Origin of the sequence: Streptomyces sp. NPDC056883 (genome assembly GCF_042788835.1) — a bacterium.
Classification (GTDB): domain Bacteria; phylum Actinomycetota; class Actinomycetes; order Streptomycetales; family Streptomycetaceae; genus Streptomyces; species Streptomyces stoeckheimensis.
In genome coordinates, this window is record NZ_JBHUBS010000007.1 from 36,880 (window position 1) to 51,092 (window position 14,213).

Here is a 14,213-nt window from a genome sequence, read left to right on the forward strand (position 1 = left end):
CGTGTCGGCCAGGAGTTAAGCTCCGGGGTTCTGCTCCGTGCAACGGCCCTAGGGTGTGCCGCTGCGCGGGGCGGATTTCCCCTACCCGCCCTTCGCCCGTTCCCCGGGCGCTGCCCGGACCCGCAAAGACCCTGGGGCTCCGCCCCAGACCCCGCGCCTCAAACGCCGGCGAGGCTGGATGTGGCCGGCCTCCGATTGCACGTGCCCACAAAGCAATTCCAGCCCCTCCGGCGTTTGAGGAGCGGGGGTCCGGGGGCCGCCCCCCCCCGGGGAACGGTGGAAGGGCGGGTAGGGGACCTTGCCCCGCAGGGCCGACTCAGCCGCACCCGCCCACTGGCACCTGCGCGAGCGGCGCGTCAAGAAGGAGGAGCGACGGGTAGGCCCGCGGCCTTCCAGGCCTGGAAGCCGCCCGTGAGGTCCGTTGCGTTGGGGAGGGACAGGGAGTGGAGGGAGGCCGCCGCGAGGGTGGAGGCGTAGCCCTCGTTGCAGATGACGATGATGCGGACGTCGTGGCCCACGGCCTCCGGGAGGCGGTGGGAGCCTTCGGGGTCGAGGCGCCATTCCAGTTCGTTGCGCTCGACCACCAGCGCGCCCGGGATCAGTCCGTCCCGCTCGCGCAGGGCCTGGTACCTGATGTCGACCAGCAGGGCCCCGGTCAGGGACTCCGCGTGCGCCTGGGCCGCGTCCACGCGGGTGTACGTGGTCCGCAGCCGGTCGACGAGGGCGTCGATGCCGCTCACTGCCAGTCCGCCGGACGCTCGACCTGCTCCAGCGTGAGCACCGGGCCGGTGCGGCTGTAGCGGCGGATCAGGGGCAGCGGCGGGTAGTACGCGTGGACGGAGATCGCGTGCTCGGTCGCGGACTCGTTGAGCACCTCGTGCACGTGGTGCTCGCCGAAGGCCCGCCCGGTGCCCGCGCCCAGCCGGCGCGTGCGGTCCACGTCGGGGGCCAGGGAGAGGGACTGCCAGCCCTCGGAGGGGAGGCGGACCGCGAGGGAGTTCTCCGTGAGGTGTCCCTGCGCGGTGGTGAACGCGCCCCGCGACTCGGCGTGGTCGTGCCAGCCGGTGCCGGTGCCGGGCGGCCAGCCGATCAGCCAGGCCTCGCTGCCGCCCGGGCCGTCGAGCCGGATCCACGTCCGGCCCTCGGGATCGAGGGGGAGGGAGGCGATCAGTTCGGGGTCGGAGGCGATGCGCCGGGTGAAGTCGAGGAGATCCGCAGCCGAGAGGGCCGGGGCGGCAGCCGGAGCCGCCGCCGGGGCAGGGGCGTGCGTGGGTGCAGACATGAAGGATGACCGTCCTGGGGGTTCGCGAGAGCGCGCGGCACACCCGCATGGGGGGCGCGCAAGAGGGAAGGGCGAATCAGCAGGAAGGGCGACACACGCAGCCCGCGTAGCGGAGCAGGTCCATATGGACCCTCCGCCACAGGCGTACGTCGTTGCCGGTCATGTCCGCGAGTGAAGCACGACTCGGCCGGAGGGTCAATCGATCACGGGTGCGGCGGCGGGCAGGCTCCTGGACGCCGGGGCGGGGGCGGCGGTCGACGGGCCGTGCCGGACCGCGTCGGCGGCCTCGTACAGCCCGGCCGGCTGGACCCCGGCGAAGGTGGCCGCGAGATGCCCGTCCGGTCGTACGAGGAGCACGGTGTGCGCCGCCGCCCCGGGGTAGCCGTCCGCCACGAGCAGTTCCGCCCGGACCGGCAGCGCGGAGACGGCCGCCGCGAGGCGGGGCATCAGGCCGGCGCCCAGCCAGTGCCGCCGGTCCCAGACCCCGGTGCCCGGGGCGACGAGGACGACGAGGAGCCGGCCCCGCCCCAGCTGGTCGCGCAGCGGCACCGTCGAGCCGTCGGGCGCGGTGACCGGGACGTTCTCGACGGACCCGCCCGGCTTGGTGGCGGTGGGTACGTCGTGGACGGCCACGGGCGGGGCGTACACCGGTTCCGCGCCGAGCGGGCCGCGACCCAAGTGCCCGTCGGTGAGGAGGAGTTCGGCGGCGCGCGAGGCTCCGGGGAGGTACGTGCGCAGCCCGCCCCCGGTGCGCAGTGCGGGCATGGCCTGGTCGGCGGCGCGCAGCCGGGCGGCCACCGCCCTGCGGCGCTCGGCCTCGTAACTGTCGAGGAGGGCTTCGGAGGCCCCCTGGTGCCAGGCGAGGGAGAGCTTCCAGGCGAGGTTCTCGGCGTCCCGGAGGCCTTCTTCCACGCCCTGGGTGCCGAGCGCGCCGAGCAGGTGCGCCGCGTCCCCGGCGAGGAAGCAGCGGCCGTCGCGCCAGCGCCGGGCGAGCCGGTGGTGCAGGGTGTGGACCCCGGTGTCGAGGAGCTCGTACGGGGGTGTCGTGCCCCCGCACCACAGCGCGAGGCTGTCGCGGATGAGGGTCACCAGCGCGTCGGGGGTGACCAGGTCCCCGCGCGCGGGGAGCAGCCAGTCCAGCCGGTACGCCCCGTCGGCCAGCGGCCGGGCGGTGACTTCTTCGGGCGGGCTGCGGTCCAGCAACGCCTCGCCCGGCCACGGCAGTTCGGTGCGCAGGGCGGCCACGGCGTGCCGCTCGACGGTGGTGCGGCCGGGGAAGCGGATGCCGAGCAACTTGCGCACGGTGGAGCGGGCCCCGTCGCAGCCGACCAGATGGCTGCCGCGCCACCACGTGGTCTCGGCGCCCCGGGTGTGGGCGGTGACCCCGCGGTCGTCCTGCTCCAGGGCGTCGAGTTTGCTCTCGGTGACCAGCTGGACCAGGGGATGCGCGGTTGCGGCGTCGCGCAGTCCGCGGGTCAGGGCGTGCTGCGGCAGGTGGATCGGGGCCGGGCCGTCCTCGAAGGTGATCCGCTGGGACTCGCGGCCGCGCCGCATGGTGCGCCAGGCGGTGAAGTACGCACCCTCGTCGCGCAGCGTCGTACAGCCCAGCCGGTGCACCATCGCGGCGGTGTCGGCGTGCAGGGCGACGGTGCGCGCGGGGCGGGGTTCGTCCTTGCCGGATCCCTCGTCGAGCACGACGCAGGGCACGCCCTGGCCGGCCAGGGCGAGGGACAGGGACAGCCCGACGGGCCCCGCGCCGACGACGATCACCGGGTCCATGATGTGGCTCCCGGTGTCCGGTATGTGATCACAGAACGTATGCAACCCACTGGAGGTGCCTGCGTCAAGTGACGCCGGGCCGGACAATGCCGAGTGGTGCGACGGATGAGTTCCGCCGCACCACACGTGTCCCGCAAGTGTACTGACCGGCTGTCAGGCCGGGTGTCCGACCCGGGTTCGGGCAGATGTCCGATGCTCCGCCGGGGGTCCGGTCAGATGGCGCCGCCGCCCATGCCGCCGCCCGAGTTGTCGCCCGCATCGAACTGACTGACCGGGACCATCGCGCCGGTGCTCCGCTTCGACTTGCGCAGCCGGCCCTCCAGCCAGGAGGCGAAGGTGGTGAGGGCGAAGTTCACCGCGATGTAGATCGCCGCGATCACGACCAGGGTCGGGATGGTGTTGCTGTAGTTCGCCGAGATCTGCCGGTATTGGGTCAACAGCTCGGCGAATCCCAGTACCGCACCACCGATCGCGGTGTCCTTGAGGATCACCACGAGTTGGCTGACCAGCGCCGGGAGCATCGCGGTCACCGCCTGCGGGAGCAGGACGTAGGTCATGACCTGGCCCTTGCGCATGCCGATCGCCTTGGCGGCGTCGGTCTGACCCTTCGGCAGCGACTCGACGCCGGCCCGGACGATCTCGCCGATGACGGCGGAGTTGTACAGGGCCAGCCCGGTGATCACCGCGTACAGGGGCCTGATCTCAGAGGCGACGGCCGTGTACTGCACGAAGAAGGCGGAGCCGAAGAGCATCAGCATCAGCACCGGGATGGCCCGGAAGAACTCGACCCAGGTGCCCACGGCGGTGCGTACCCATGCGTGGTCGGAGAGCCGGCCGAGGCCGAGCAGGGCTCCCAGCGGCAGGGCGATCACCATGGCGATGGCGCCGGCCTTCAGGGTCTCCCAGAGGCCGGGGAGCAGGAACGTCGTCCATACCTGGCCGTCGGTGACGAAGGGGCTCCACTTGTCGGCGTCGAGCTGGTTCTTGTCCGCCAGGGCGGACAGCACCCACCACGCGAGGGCGGCGGACGCCACGAGGAAGACGCCGGTGTAGATCCAGTTGCGGGCCTTGGCCTTGGGGCCCGGGGCGTCGTACAGCACCGAGGTCATCGCTTCACCGCCACTCGCTTGGCCACCCAGCCCAGGAGCAGGCCGGTGGGCAGGGTCAGAAGGACGAATCCGAGGGCGAAGACGCCGAAGACGGCGAAGAGGTCCTGCGGTTCGTTCTCGACCATCTCCTTCATCAGCAGCGCCGCCTCGGCCACGCCGATCGCCGCTGCCACCGTGGTGTTCTTGGTGAGGGCGATCAGCACGTTGGCCAGCGGTGCGACGACCGCGCGGAAGGCCTGGGGGAGCACGATCAGGGTGAGCGTCTGGACGAAGCTCATGCCCAGGGCTCGGGAGGCCTCGGCCTGGCCGACCGGGACCGTGTTGATGCCCGAGCGGATCGCCTCGCAGACGAAGGTGCCGGTGTAGGCGATGAAGCCGAGGACCGCGAGCCGGAAGCCGATCTCCTTGAAGGTGCCGCCGCCCAGCGTGACGCCCAGGGTCTGGTTGAGGCCCAGCGAACAGCCGATGATCAGCACGGTCAGCGGGGTGTTGCGCACGAGGTTCACGTACGCGGTGGCGAAGCCCCGCATCAGCGGGACCGGACTGACCCGCATCCCGGCCAGTACGGTGCCCCAGATCAGGGACCCGACGGCCGAGTAGAGGGTGAGCTGAACCGTCACCCAGAAGGCTCCGAGCACGTCGTACTGCCCGGAATCAAGAAAATCGAACACGATGGCCTGCGCTCTCCCCAGGATGGCCAGGTTGGCCGGTGGGTCACGGCGCCGCCCGCGGCAGGCGGGCGGCGACGCTCCTCACCGATGGATCGGCCGGCGGACCGGCCGCCGGGTCAGCTGCCTTCGGTGACCGCGGGAGCCGGCTCGGCCTTGTAGCCGGACGGGCCGAAGTTCTTCTCGATGGCCTTGGCCCAGGCGCCGTCCGCCTCCATCTTCTTGATGGCGGCGTTGACCTTGGTCTGGAGCTCCTTGTCGCCCTTCTTCAGACCGATGCCGTAGTTCTCGTTGCTCAGGCTCAGCCCGACCAGCTTGAACTTGCCCTTGTTCTTGTCCTGCGCCGCGTAGCCGGCCAGGATCGAGTTGTCCGTGGTCAGGGCGTCAACGGCCTTGTTCTCCAGGCCGGTCAGGCACTCGGAGTAGCCACCCAGCTGCTGCAGGTCGGCCTCGGGGGCCAGCTTGGTCTTGACGTTCTGCGCCGACGTGGAGCCGGTGACCGAGCAGAGCTTCTTCTTGTTGAGGTCCTCGGCCTTGGTGATCGAGGTGTCGTCGGCGCGGACCAGCAGGTCCTGGTGCGCGAGGAAGTACGGGCCGGCGAAGTCGACCTTCTCCTTGCGCTTGTCGTTGATCGAGTAGCTCGCCACGACCAGCTTCACGTCACCGTTGGAGATCAGGTTCTCGCGCTCGGCGCTGACGGCCTGCTTGAACTCGATCTGGTCGGGCTCGTAGCCGAGCTCCTTGGCCACGTACGTCGCCACGTCCACGTCGAAGCCCGTGAACTTGCCGTCGGGGGTCTTGAGGCCCACACCCGGCTGGTCGAACTTGATGCCGATGACGATCTTGTCCTTCTTGGCACCGGCCGAGGAACCGGCGTCACCGGGCTTGGTGCTGTCGCTGCCGCCACAGGCGGTCGCGGTCAGGGCGAGAGCAACGGCGATGGCGGCGGCCGCGCCGACCTTGGAGAGCTTCATGGTGGACTTCCCTCGAAGTGAGACGTGAGACGGCTGTGAAGTGAGACGTGCGTGCTGGCGACGACGATCCGTCACCGGATCACTACCAGATGCGAAGGTCAGTGGTGCAGGATCTTCGAGAGGAAGTCCTTGGCGCGGTCGCTCCGCGGGTTGCTGAAGAACTGCTCGGGCGTGGCCTCTTCGACGATCTTTCCGTCGGCCATGAAGACCACTCGGTTGGCGGCGGAGCGGGCGAAGCCCATCTCGTGCGTGACGACGACCATGGTCATGCCCTCCCGGGCGAGCTGCTGCATGACCTCCAGCACCTCGTTGATCATCTCCGGGTCGAGGGCCGAGGTCGGCTCGTCGAAGAGCATCACCTTCGGGTCCATCGCCAGGGCGCGGGCGATCGCCACGCGCTGCTGCTGGCCGCCCGAGAGCTGGGCCGGGTACTTGTCGGCCTGCGAGCCGACACCCACCCGGTCGAGGAGGGACTTGGCCTTCTCCAGCGCCGCGGCCTGGTCCGCCTTGCGGACCTTGAGCTGACCCAGCATCACGTTCTGCAGCACCGTCTTGTGCGCGAAGAGGTTGAACGACTGGAAGACCATGCCCACATCGGCGCGCAGCTTCGCCAGCGCCTTGCCCTCCGACGGCAGTTGCTTGCCGTCGACGGTGATGCTGCCCGAATCGATCGTCTCCAGGCGGTTGATGGTCCGGCACAGCGTGGACTTGCCCGACCCCGAAGGGCCGATCACCACGACGACCTCACCGCGGGCAATGCTCAGATCGATGTCCTGAAGCACGTGCAGCGCGCCGAAGTGCTTGTTGACGTTGCTCAGCACGACCAGGTCGTCCGCGGCACCGGCCGCGTCCCGCACGTCCTTGGTCACTGATACTCCGCTCATCGGCTTGTGGCTCCGTCCTCCTCGGTTGGGAGGACAGTAGTGACGTGGCGCGCACAGCGTCATTACATCTGAGGGAGAATTGAGCATAACGATCCGGCCTCGCACCGATACGCTCCGTACGCGCGGGCGTCAGGCACCGGCCCCGGCCGTACCGGGTGGATAACGGAACCCACGACGGGCCGGAACCGTCTTGACGTGGGAGTCCGCATCGGCGTGGATGCTATGTGGCCCATGATGTCCGCCATGCGAACGCGAAGAGATCAAGAGATGGAGAGGGGGACGACATGAGACTGCTGCTCGTCGAGGACGACGACCACGTCGCCGCCGCCCTGTCCGCGATCCTCGCCCGGCACGGGTTCAAGGTCACCCATGCCCGCAGCGGCGAGGAGGCCCTGCAGGCGCTGCTGTCGGCGGGCGCCCCGCCCCAGGCCTCTCCGTACGGGGTGATCCTGCTCGACCTCGGCCTGCCCGACCAGGACGGTTACGAGGTGTGCGGCAAGATCCGCAAGCGCACCAGCACGCCCGTCATCATGGTCACCGCGCGGGCCGACGTGCGCTCCCGCATCCACGGGCTCAACATGGGCGCCGACGACTACGTCACCAAGCCCTACGACACCGGCGAACTCCTCGCCCGCATCCACGCGGTGGCCCGCCGTACCGGCGCCTCCGAGGAGACCACCGCCGCAGGCCCCGCCGGCACGCCCGGCGTGGTCCGGCTGGGGACCGTCGGCATCGAGCTCTCGACCCGCCGGGTCAGCGTGGGCGGCGTCGACGTGGCGCTGACCCGCAAGGAGTTCGACCTGCTGGCGTTGCTCGCGCAGCGCCCCGGCGTGGTCTTCCGCCGCGAGCAGATCATCAGCGAGGTGTGGCGCACCAGTTGGGAAGGCACCGGCCGGACCCTCGAGGTGCACGTGGCCTCGCTGCGGTCCAAGCTGCGCATGCCGGCGCTCATCGAGACCGTCCGCGGTGTGGGGTACCGGCTCGTCGTACCGCCCGCCCCGGCGGCCCCCGCCCCGCCCGCCGCCTCCGCTCCGCCCGCCGTCTAGCGGCCACCCGTCGTGCGCGCCCGTCTGCTCCCGCTGCTCGTCGTCCTGATGGCGGGCGTCCTGATCGCCTTCGGCTTCCCGCTCGCCGTGGCCCTGGCGGCCGGGCAGCAGCAGCGGGTGGTGGTCGACCGGATCGACGACAGCGCCCGCTTCGCCGCGCTCGCGCAGTTCGTCATCGACGCCGAGGGCTCGAAGTCCAGCGGAGCCGGCGAACGCCGCGAAACCCTCCAGCACGAACTGGCCCGCTACCAGGAGCTGTACGGGATCCGCGTCGGCATCTTCCGCCGCGACGACAACGCCATCGCCCGGTCCCCCAGTTGGTGGGAGCTGCCGGAGAAGGGGGAGGGGCGCGTCGCCTTCACCGAGGCGCTCGCGGGACGGCGCAGCCACGACCCCGGCCAGGTGTGGCCCTGGCAGACCAACGGCAAGATCCTCGTCGTCTCCCCGGTGGTCCTCGACGGGGACGTGGTCGCCGTGGTCGCCACCGAGTCGCCCACCGGCCAGATGCGCGCCCGGATCCTGGAGGGCTGGCTGGTGATCGCCGCCGGGCTCGGCGCGGCCATGCTCGTGGCCTTCGGCGCCGCCCTGCGGCTGACCAGCTGGGTGCTCAAGCCCGTGGGGACCCTGGACGCCGCCGCCCACGGCATCGCCACCGGTCGGATGAACTCCCGCGTCGCGGCGGGCGGCGGCCCCCCGGAACTCAGGCGCCTGGCCCGCTCGTTCAACGAGATGGCCGACAACGTCGAAGAGGTGCTGGAACAGCAGCGCGCCTTCGTCGCCGACGCCTCCCATCAGCTGCGCAACCCGCTCGCCGCACTGCTCCTGCGGATCGAGCTGCTCGCCCTCGAACTGCCCGAGGGCAACGAGGAGATCGCCTCCGTACGGACCGAGGGAAAGCGCCTGACCCAGGTCCTGGACGACCTGCTCGACCTGGCCCTGGCCGAGCACGCCGCCGCCGAGATCAGCCTGATCGACATCGCCGGGCTGGCCGCCGAGCGGGTGACCGCCTGGCGCCCGTTCGCCGAGGAGAAGGGCGTGCGGCTCACCGGGACGGGGCGCAGCGCCGCCACCGGCTGGGCGGACCCGATCGCGCTCTCCAGCGCGCTCGACGCCGTCATCGACAACGCCCTCAAGTTCACTCCGGAGGGCGAGGACGTCGAGGTGGCGCTCTCCGTGGAGGGCGACCGGGTGCTGATCGTGGTCGCCGACCGGGGCCCCGGGCTCACCGAGGAGGAGCTCCTGCGGATCGGGGACCGGTTCTGGCGCAGCGGACGCCACCAGAACATCAAGGGCTCCGGGCTCGGCCTCTCCATCGCCCGCATCCTGCTCGGCGCGGGCGGCGCGTCCCTCTCCTACGAGAAGAACCCGCCGCACGGGCTGCGCGTGACGGTGGCCGTCCCGCGCACCGATCCCGCCGCCGGCCCCGAGTGAACCGCGGGGTCACCGGCCCGGGAGGGCTCCGGTCCAGGTGAGGGTGGTGCGGGCGGGGGCGGGCTGTCCGTCGTCGCCTGGGACGACTCCGCGCCGCCGCCGGCCGCATACTGAAACCGACCCCCTTCCTGGAGCGCCGCCGTGACCACTCCCACCCCCACCTCCGCATTCCCCGCCCCCCGCGCCGGTGCGCCGGCCGACTCCGGCCCGACGGTCGCGATCGACATCGGCGGTACGAAGGTCGCCGGAGCGCTGGTGGACTCCGACGGGGCGATGACGGCCACCACCCGCCGGCCCACCCCGCGCGGCGCCGACGGCGACACCGTGTTCGCCGCCGTCGCGGAGGTCGTCGCCGAGCTCGCGCAGTCCCCGCTGTGGGCATCGGCCGTCCGGTGCGGGATCGGCAGCGCGGGACCGGTGGACACCGCGCGCGGCACGGTCAGCCCGGTCAACATCGGCGCCTGGCGGGGCTTCCCCGTCCAGGCCCGGGTGGAGGCCGAGCTCGCGCGGCACGGGGCACGGATCCCCACGGTGCTGGCCGGCGACGGGGTGGCGATGACCGCCGCCGAGCACTGGCTGGGCGCCGCCCGCGGGCACGCCAACGCGCTCTGCATGGTGGTCTCCACCGGCGTCGGCGGCGGACTCGTCCTGAACAACCAGCTGCACCCCGGGCCCACCGGGAACGCGGGCCACATCGGCCACATCAGCGTCGCCTTCGAGGGGGAGCCCTGCGCCTGCGGAGGCCGCGGCTGCGTGGAGTCCCTCGCCTCCGGCACCGCCATCGCGGCCTGGGCCCTGGCCCAGGGCTGGGTCCCGGCCGGGGACGCCACCGCGGCCGGGGTGGCCGCCGCCGCTGCCGCGGGCGATCCCGTCGCCCTGGCCGCCTTCGACCGCGCGGGCCGGGCGCTGGCCGCAGCCATCGCGGCCACCGCCACCCTCGTCGAGACCGACATCGCCGTCATCGGAGGCGGCGTCGCCGCCTGCGGGGACACCCTCTTCGGGCCGGTCCGCGCGCACCTGGCCTCGTACGCGACCCTGTCCTTCGTCAAGGACCTCCAGGTCGTCCCGGCGATGCTGGGCACCCACGCGGGCCTGATCGGGGCCGCCGCCGCGGCGACGATGCTGCTGCGGTCGTGACGGCGGCCGGGACCCCTACGGCTTGACGGAGCGGTAGTAGCGGGCCGCGCCCTCGTGCAGCTGCAGGGGATCCGTGTAGATCGCCGTCCGCAGATCCACGAGCTGGGCGGCGTGCACCTGTATCCCGATGCGGTCGCGGCTGCCGATCACCGTGCGCGTGAACTGTTCCGTCAGCTCGGCGCCCGCGTCATCCCGGGTCACCAGCAGGTTCGGCACCGCCACGGTGGAGACCGCCGAGTTGCTGCGGGCGCGGTCGTAGGCGTCCGGGGGCATCACCGCCGCCCGGTAGTACCGCGCGGGGCTGCCGCTGGCCTGGAGCGCCTCCACCAGGTCGCCGAGCTGCACGAGCCGGATCTCGAACCGCTCCGAGAGCTCCTTGACGGCGGTGGTGGGCAGCCCGCCCGACCAGAAAAAGGCGTCGATCCGGCCGGCCTCCAGCTCCTTCGGCACGGTGTCGATGCCGATGGCCACCGGGGTGACGTCGCGCACCGGGTCCAGCCCCGCCGCCGTGAGCATCCGCTCCGAGATCAGCCGTACCCCGGAGCCGTCCTGGCCGACGGCGATCCGCTTGCCCCGCAGGTCCCGGGTGGACTGGACGGGCGAACCGGCGGGCACCACGAGCTGGACGTAGTCGTCGTAGAGGCGGGCCAAGGCGCGCAGCCGGTCCGCCCCGGGCTTCCGGTCGACCTGGTACTTCGCCACCGCGTCGGCCGTCGCCACCGTGAAATCGGCCTCGCCGACGGCCACCCGGTGCAGGTTCTGCTGCGAGCCCTCGCTGGTCTGCAGGCGGACCCGCAACCCGGGCACGTCCGTGGCGAGGGCCTGCTCCAGCAGCAGGCCGTAGCGGTGGTAGACCCCGGACTGGACGCCGGTGCTGAAGGTGATCCCACCCGTGACCTCCGGCCGGCCGAAGGGCCGCAGCCACCAGACGAGGGCGCAGAGCACCGCCAGTACGGCCACCAGGGCCTGCAGGGCACGGCGCCTGCTGATCCGGGGCGGTACGAGAGGCATGGCCGCGATCCTGCCACCGACCAGCCGTCCTGTCACGGCCCGCCCGCCCCTCGGGGCCCGCTCCGGCCCTCACCCGGCCCGGGCCGCCACGCCCGACCCTTACCCTTGCTGAGTGAGTACCGAGAGCGGCGAGGCGACTGTTGTGAAAACGTACGAGGTCCGGACGTACGGCTGTCAGATGAACGTGCACGACTCCGAGCGGCTGTCCGGCCTGCTGGAGGACGCCGGGTACGTCCGCGCGCCCCAGGGCTCCGACGGCGACGCGGACGTCGTCGTGTTCAACACCTGCGCCGTCCGCGAGAACGCCGACAACAAGCTCTACGGCAACCTCGGCCGGCTCGCGCCGATGAAGACCAAGCGCCCCGGCATGCAGATCGCCGTCGGCGGCTGCCTCGCGCAGAAGGACCGCGACACGATCGTGGACCGCGCCCCCTGGGTCGACGTGGTCTTCGGCACGCACAACATCGGCAAGCTGCCCGTCCTGCTGGAGCGCGCGCGCATCCAGGAAGAGGCGCAGATCGAGATCGCCGAATCGCTGGAGGCCTTCCCCTCCACGCTCCCGACCCGGCGCGAGTCCGCGTACGCGGCCTGGGTCTCGATCTCCGTCGGCTGCAACAACACCTGCACCTTCTGCATCGTCCCGGCGCTGCGCGGCAAGGAGGAGGACCGCCGTCCCGGCGACATCCTCGCCGAGGTCGAGGCACTCGTCGCCGAGGGCGTCTCCGAGATCACCCTGCTCGGCCAGAACGTCAACGCCTACGGCTCCGACCTGGGCGACCGCGAGGCCTTCTCCAAGCTGCTGCGCGCCTGCGGCGCCATCGAGGGCCTGGAGCGGGTCCGCTTCACCTCCCCGCACCCGCGCGACTTCACCGACGACGTGATCGCGGCGATGGCCGAGACCCCCAACGTCATGCCGCAGCTGCACATGCCGATGCAGTCAGGATCGGACACGATCCTGAAGGCGATGCGCCGCTCGTACCGCCAGGAGCGCTTCCTCGGCATCATCGAGAAGGTCCGCGCCTCCATCCCGCACGCCGCGATCTCCACCGACATCATCGTGGGCTTCCCCGGTGAGACGGAGGAGGACTTCCAGCAGACCATGCACGCGGTGCGCGAGGCGCGCTTCGCGAACGCCTTCACCTTCCAGTACTCCAAGCGCCCCGGGACCCCGGCCGCCGACATGGAGGGGCAGATCCCCAAGGAGGTCGTCCAGGAGCGGTACATGCGCCTGGTCGCCCTCCAGGAGGAGATCTCCTGGGACGAGAACAAGAAGCAGGTCGGCCGGACCCTGGAGGTCATGGTCGCGGAGGGCGAGGGCCGCAAGGACGGCGCCACGCACCGGCTGTCCGGGCGGGCCCCCGACAACCGGCTGGTCCACTTCACGAAGCCGGACGAAGAGGTCCGCCCGGGTGACGTGGTGACCGTGGAAATCACCTACGCGGCTCCGCACCACCTCCTGGCCGAGGGCCCGACGGGGGCGGTACGCCGCACTCGCGCGGGCGATGCCTGGGAGAAGCGCAACGCGGCTCCGGCGCAGCCGAAGGGCGTCCTCCTCGGCATCCCGACCCTGGGCGTCCCGGCACCCCTCCCGACGACGGCATCGGGCTGCGGGAGCCCCTCCTCTTAAGGCGCCGCTGCGCCCGACTCCGTCCGGCGGTGGGCGGGTGCGGCTGGGTGGGCCCTGCGGGGCGGTGTCCCCTACCCGCCCTTCGCCCGTTCCCCGGGGCTCCGCCCCGGACCCCGCGCCTCAAACGCCGGCGAGGCTGGGTTTCCTCGGGCGTTTGAGGAGCGGGGGTTCCGGGGGCCGGCCCCCGGCAACGGCGCCGCACGCGGCAAAGGGTCCGGGCGGAGCCCGGGGAACGGTGGAAGGGCGGGTAGGGGACCTCGCTCCGCAGGGCCCACCCAGCCGCACCCGCCCCGCCGGAACCGCAGCCCGGCCCGGCCCGGCCACAGCCGGACGGAGTCCCGCGCAGCGGAGCGAAGCCCGCGCAGCGGGGCGAGCTCCGCGTCGAGAAGGAGTCGGCCCCGCCCGCAGCCGGCTACGGCTACGCTGCGGATCATGCTCGTAGCCGCCGCCGTCTGCCCCGCCCCGCCGATGCTCCTGCCGGAGCTCGCCACGGGAGCCGCCGCCGAACTCGGCGACGCCCGGACCGCGTGTTCCGACGCGCTGTCCGTGCTCGCCGCCTCCCGGCCCGATCTGCTCGTCGTCGTCGGAGCCAGCGACCCCGACCACCACGGCGCCTACCCCCAGGGCGCCCGCGGCACCTTCCGCGGATTCGGCGCCGGGGCCGACGTACGGCTGGGCGAGGGCGAGGAGGGGCCGCGGCTGCTGCCCACCCCGCTCGCCGTCGGAGCCTGGCTGCTCGGCCGGGCCGGCTGGGGCGCCACGCCCCTGGAGGGCTTCGGGGTCGCGGCCCCGCTGGACACCGAGGGGTGCCTGGAGGCCGGCCGCGAGCTCGCCGCTCGCGAGGACCGGGTCGCCCTGCTCGTCATGGGCGACGGCAGCGCCTGCCGGTCCCTCAAGGCCCCCGGCTACCTCGACGAACGCGCCGCCGCCTTCGACGCCGAGGCCGCCCGCGCACTCGGAGCCGCCGACCTGCCCGCCCTCGCCGCCCTCGACGCCGAACTCGCCGCCGAGCTCCAGGCGGCCGGACGGGCCCCCTGGCAGGTGCTCGCCGGCGCCGCCGAGGGCGCGGGGCTGGAGGGACGGCTGCTGTACGAGGACGCCCCGTACGGGGTCGGGTACTTCGTCGCAGCCTGGTCTTAGCGGCGGCAGAAACGGAGAAGGGGGGGGGGACCAAAGGGGGGCGGGCGCCTCCCCTCGTTTTCCGACCACATCAAGGAAAAGGAAAAAGGGTAGGCGCCCCCGAAGCGCCCCTCTTCGCTCTCTTG

At 72.3% G+C, this 14,213-nt stretch carries 14 protein-coding genes; 5 read left to right on the plus strand and 9 right to left on the minus strand.

Annotation, left to right across the window (positions count from 1 at the left end):
• Positions 1 to 356: 356 nt before the first annotated feature.
• The 8 genes from ACFRU2_RS19080 to ACFRU2_RS19115 form a co-directional block, all read right to left on the minus strand.
• The gene (locus ACFRU2_RS19080) at positions 357 to 746 is read right to left on the minus strand and encodes a rhodanese-like domain-containing protein (RefSeq protein ID WP_382974006.1); all 390 of its coding nucleotides are present in this window, start codon (positions 744 to 746) and stop codon (positions 357 to 359) included.
• On the minus strand, positions 737 to 1,282 hold the full coding sequence (locus ACFRU2_RS19085; RefSeq protein WP_382973377.1) for a cysteine dioxygenase: 546 nt from the start codon (positions 1,280 to 1,282) through the stop codon (positions 737 to 739). Before ACFRU2_RS19085 ends, ACFRU2_RS19080 begins: the two co-directional genes overlap by 10 nt.
• 76 nt (positions 1,283 to 1,358) lie before the next feature.
• Positions 1,359 to 1,445, minus strand: a complete 87-nt coding sequence (locus tag ACFRU2_RS19090; RefSeq protein ID WP_311318651.1) for a putative leader peptide — start codon at positions 1,443 to 1,445, stop codon at positions 1,359 to 1,361.
• A 32-nt stretch (positions 1,446 to 1,477) separates the two neighbouring features.
• On the minus strand, positions 1,478 to 3,061 hold the full coding sequence (locus tag ACFRU2_RS19095; protein WP_382973379.1) for an FAD-dependent oxidoreductase: 1,584 nt from the start codon (positions 3,059 to 3,061) through the stop codon (positions 1,478 to 1,480).
• A 212-nt stretch (positions 3,062 to 3,273) separates the two neighbouring features.
• Positions 3,274 to 4,170, minus strand: a complete 897-nt coding sequence (locus ACFRU2_RS19100; protein WP_382973381.1) for an amino acid ABC transporter permease — start codon at positions 4,168 to 4,170, stop codon at positions 3,274 to 3,276.
• Positions 4,167 to 4,841: an amino acid ABC transporter permease gene (locus tag ACFRU2_RS19105; protein WP_382973383.1), complete on the minus strand. Its 675-nt coding sequence runs from the start codon at positions 4,839 to 4,841 to the stop codon at positions 4,167 to 4,169. Before ACFRU2_RS19105 ends, ACFRU2_RS19100 begins: the two co-directional genes overlap by 4 nt.
• Before the next feature lie 116 nt (positions 4,842 to 4,957).
• Complete coding sequence (locus ACFRU2_RS19110; protein ID WP_375946694.1) at positions 4,958 to 5,812, minus strand: glutamate ABC transporter substrate-binding protein; 855 nt, start codon at positions 5,810 to 5,812, stop codon at positions 4,958 to 4,960.
• 98 nt (positions 5,813 to 5,910) lie between these two features.
• Entirely contained in the window at positions 5,911 to 6,696 is a 786-nt protein-coding gene (locus ACFRU2_RS19115; protein WP_274549841.1) for an amino acid ABC transporter ATP-binding protein, read from the minus strand.
• Between the two features lie 284 nt (positions 6,697 to 6,980).
• Here ACFRU2_RS19115 and ACFRU2_RS19120 point away from each other — a divergent pair, with 284 nt between their 5' ends.
• From ACFRU2_RS19120 to ACFRU2_RS19130, 3 genes are all read left to right on the plus strand, one after another.
• The gene (locus ACFRU2_RS19120; protein ID WP_382973386.1) at positions 6,981 to 7,742 is read left to right on the plus strand and encodes a response regulator transcription factor; all 762 of its coding nucleotides are present in this window, start codon (positions 6,981 to 6,983) and stop codon (positions 7,740 to 7,742) included.
• A gap of 12 nt (positions 7,743 to 7,754) precedes the next feature.
• A complete protein-coding gene (locus ACFRU2_RS19125; RefSeq protein WP_382973389.1) occupies positions 7,755 to 9,173 on the plus strand; it encodes an ATP-binding protein in 1,419 nt (472 codons plus the stop codon).
• Positions 9,174 to 9,392: 219 nt separating this feature from the next.
• The gene (locus ACFRU2_RS19130) at positions 9,393 to 10,310 is read left to right on the plus strand and encodes an ROK family protein (protein ID WP_382974008.1); all 918 of its coding nucleotides are present in this window, start codon (positions 9,393 to 9,395) and stop codon (positions 10,308 to 10,310) included.
• A 15-nt stretch (positions 10,311 to 10,325) separates the two neighbouring features.
• Here ACFRU2_RS19130 and ACFRU2_RS19135 read toward each other — a convergent pair whose 3' ends face one another.
• Positions 10,326 to 11,321: a TAXI family TRAP transporter solute-binding subunit gene (locus tag ACFRU2_RS19135; protein WP_382973392.1), complete on the minus strand. Its 996-nt coding sequence runs from the start codon at positions 11,319 to 11,321 to the stop codon at positions 10,326 to 10,328.
• Between the two features lie 112 nt (positions 11,322 to 11,433).
• Between ACFRU2_RS19135 and miaB the strand changes: the two genes are divergently transcribed.
• Positions 11,434 to 12,948, plus strand: a complete 1,515-nt coding sequence (gene miaB, locus ACFRU2_RS19140; protein WP_382973394.1) for a tRNA (N6-isopentenyl adenosine(37)-C2)-methylthiotransferase MiaB — start codon at positions 11,434 to 11,436, stop codon at positions 12,946 to 12,948.
• Between the two features lie 432 nt (positions 12,949 to 13,380).
• Positions 13,381 to 14,088 (plus strand): hypothetical protein, encoded by a 708-nt coding sequence (locus ACFRU2_RS19145; RefSeq protein WP_382973398.1) that lies wholly within the window; start codon positions 13,381 to 13,383, stop codon positions 14,086 to 14,088.
• The last annotated feature ends 125 nt before the right edge of the window (positions 14,089 to 14,213 follow it).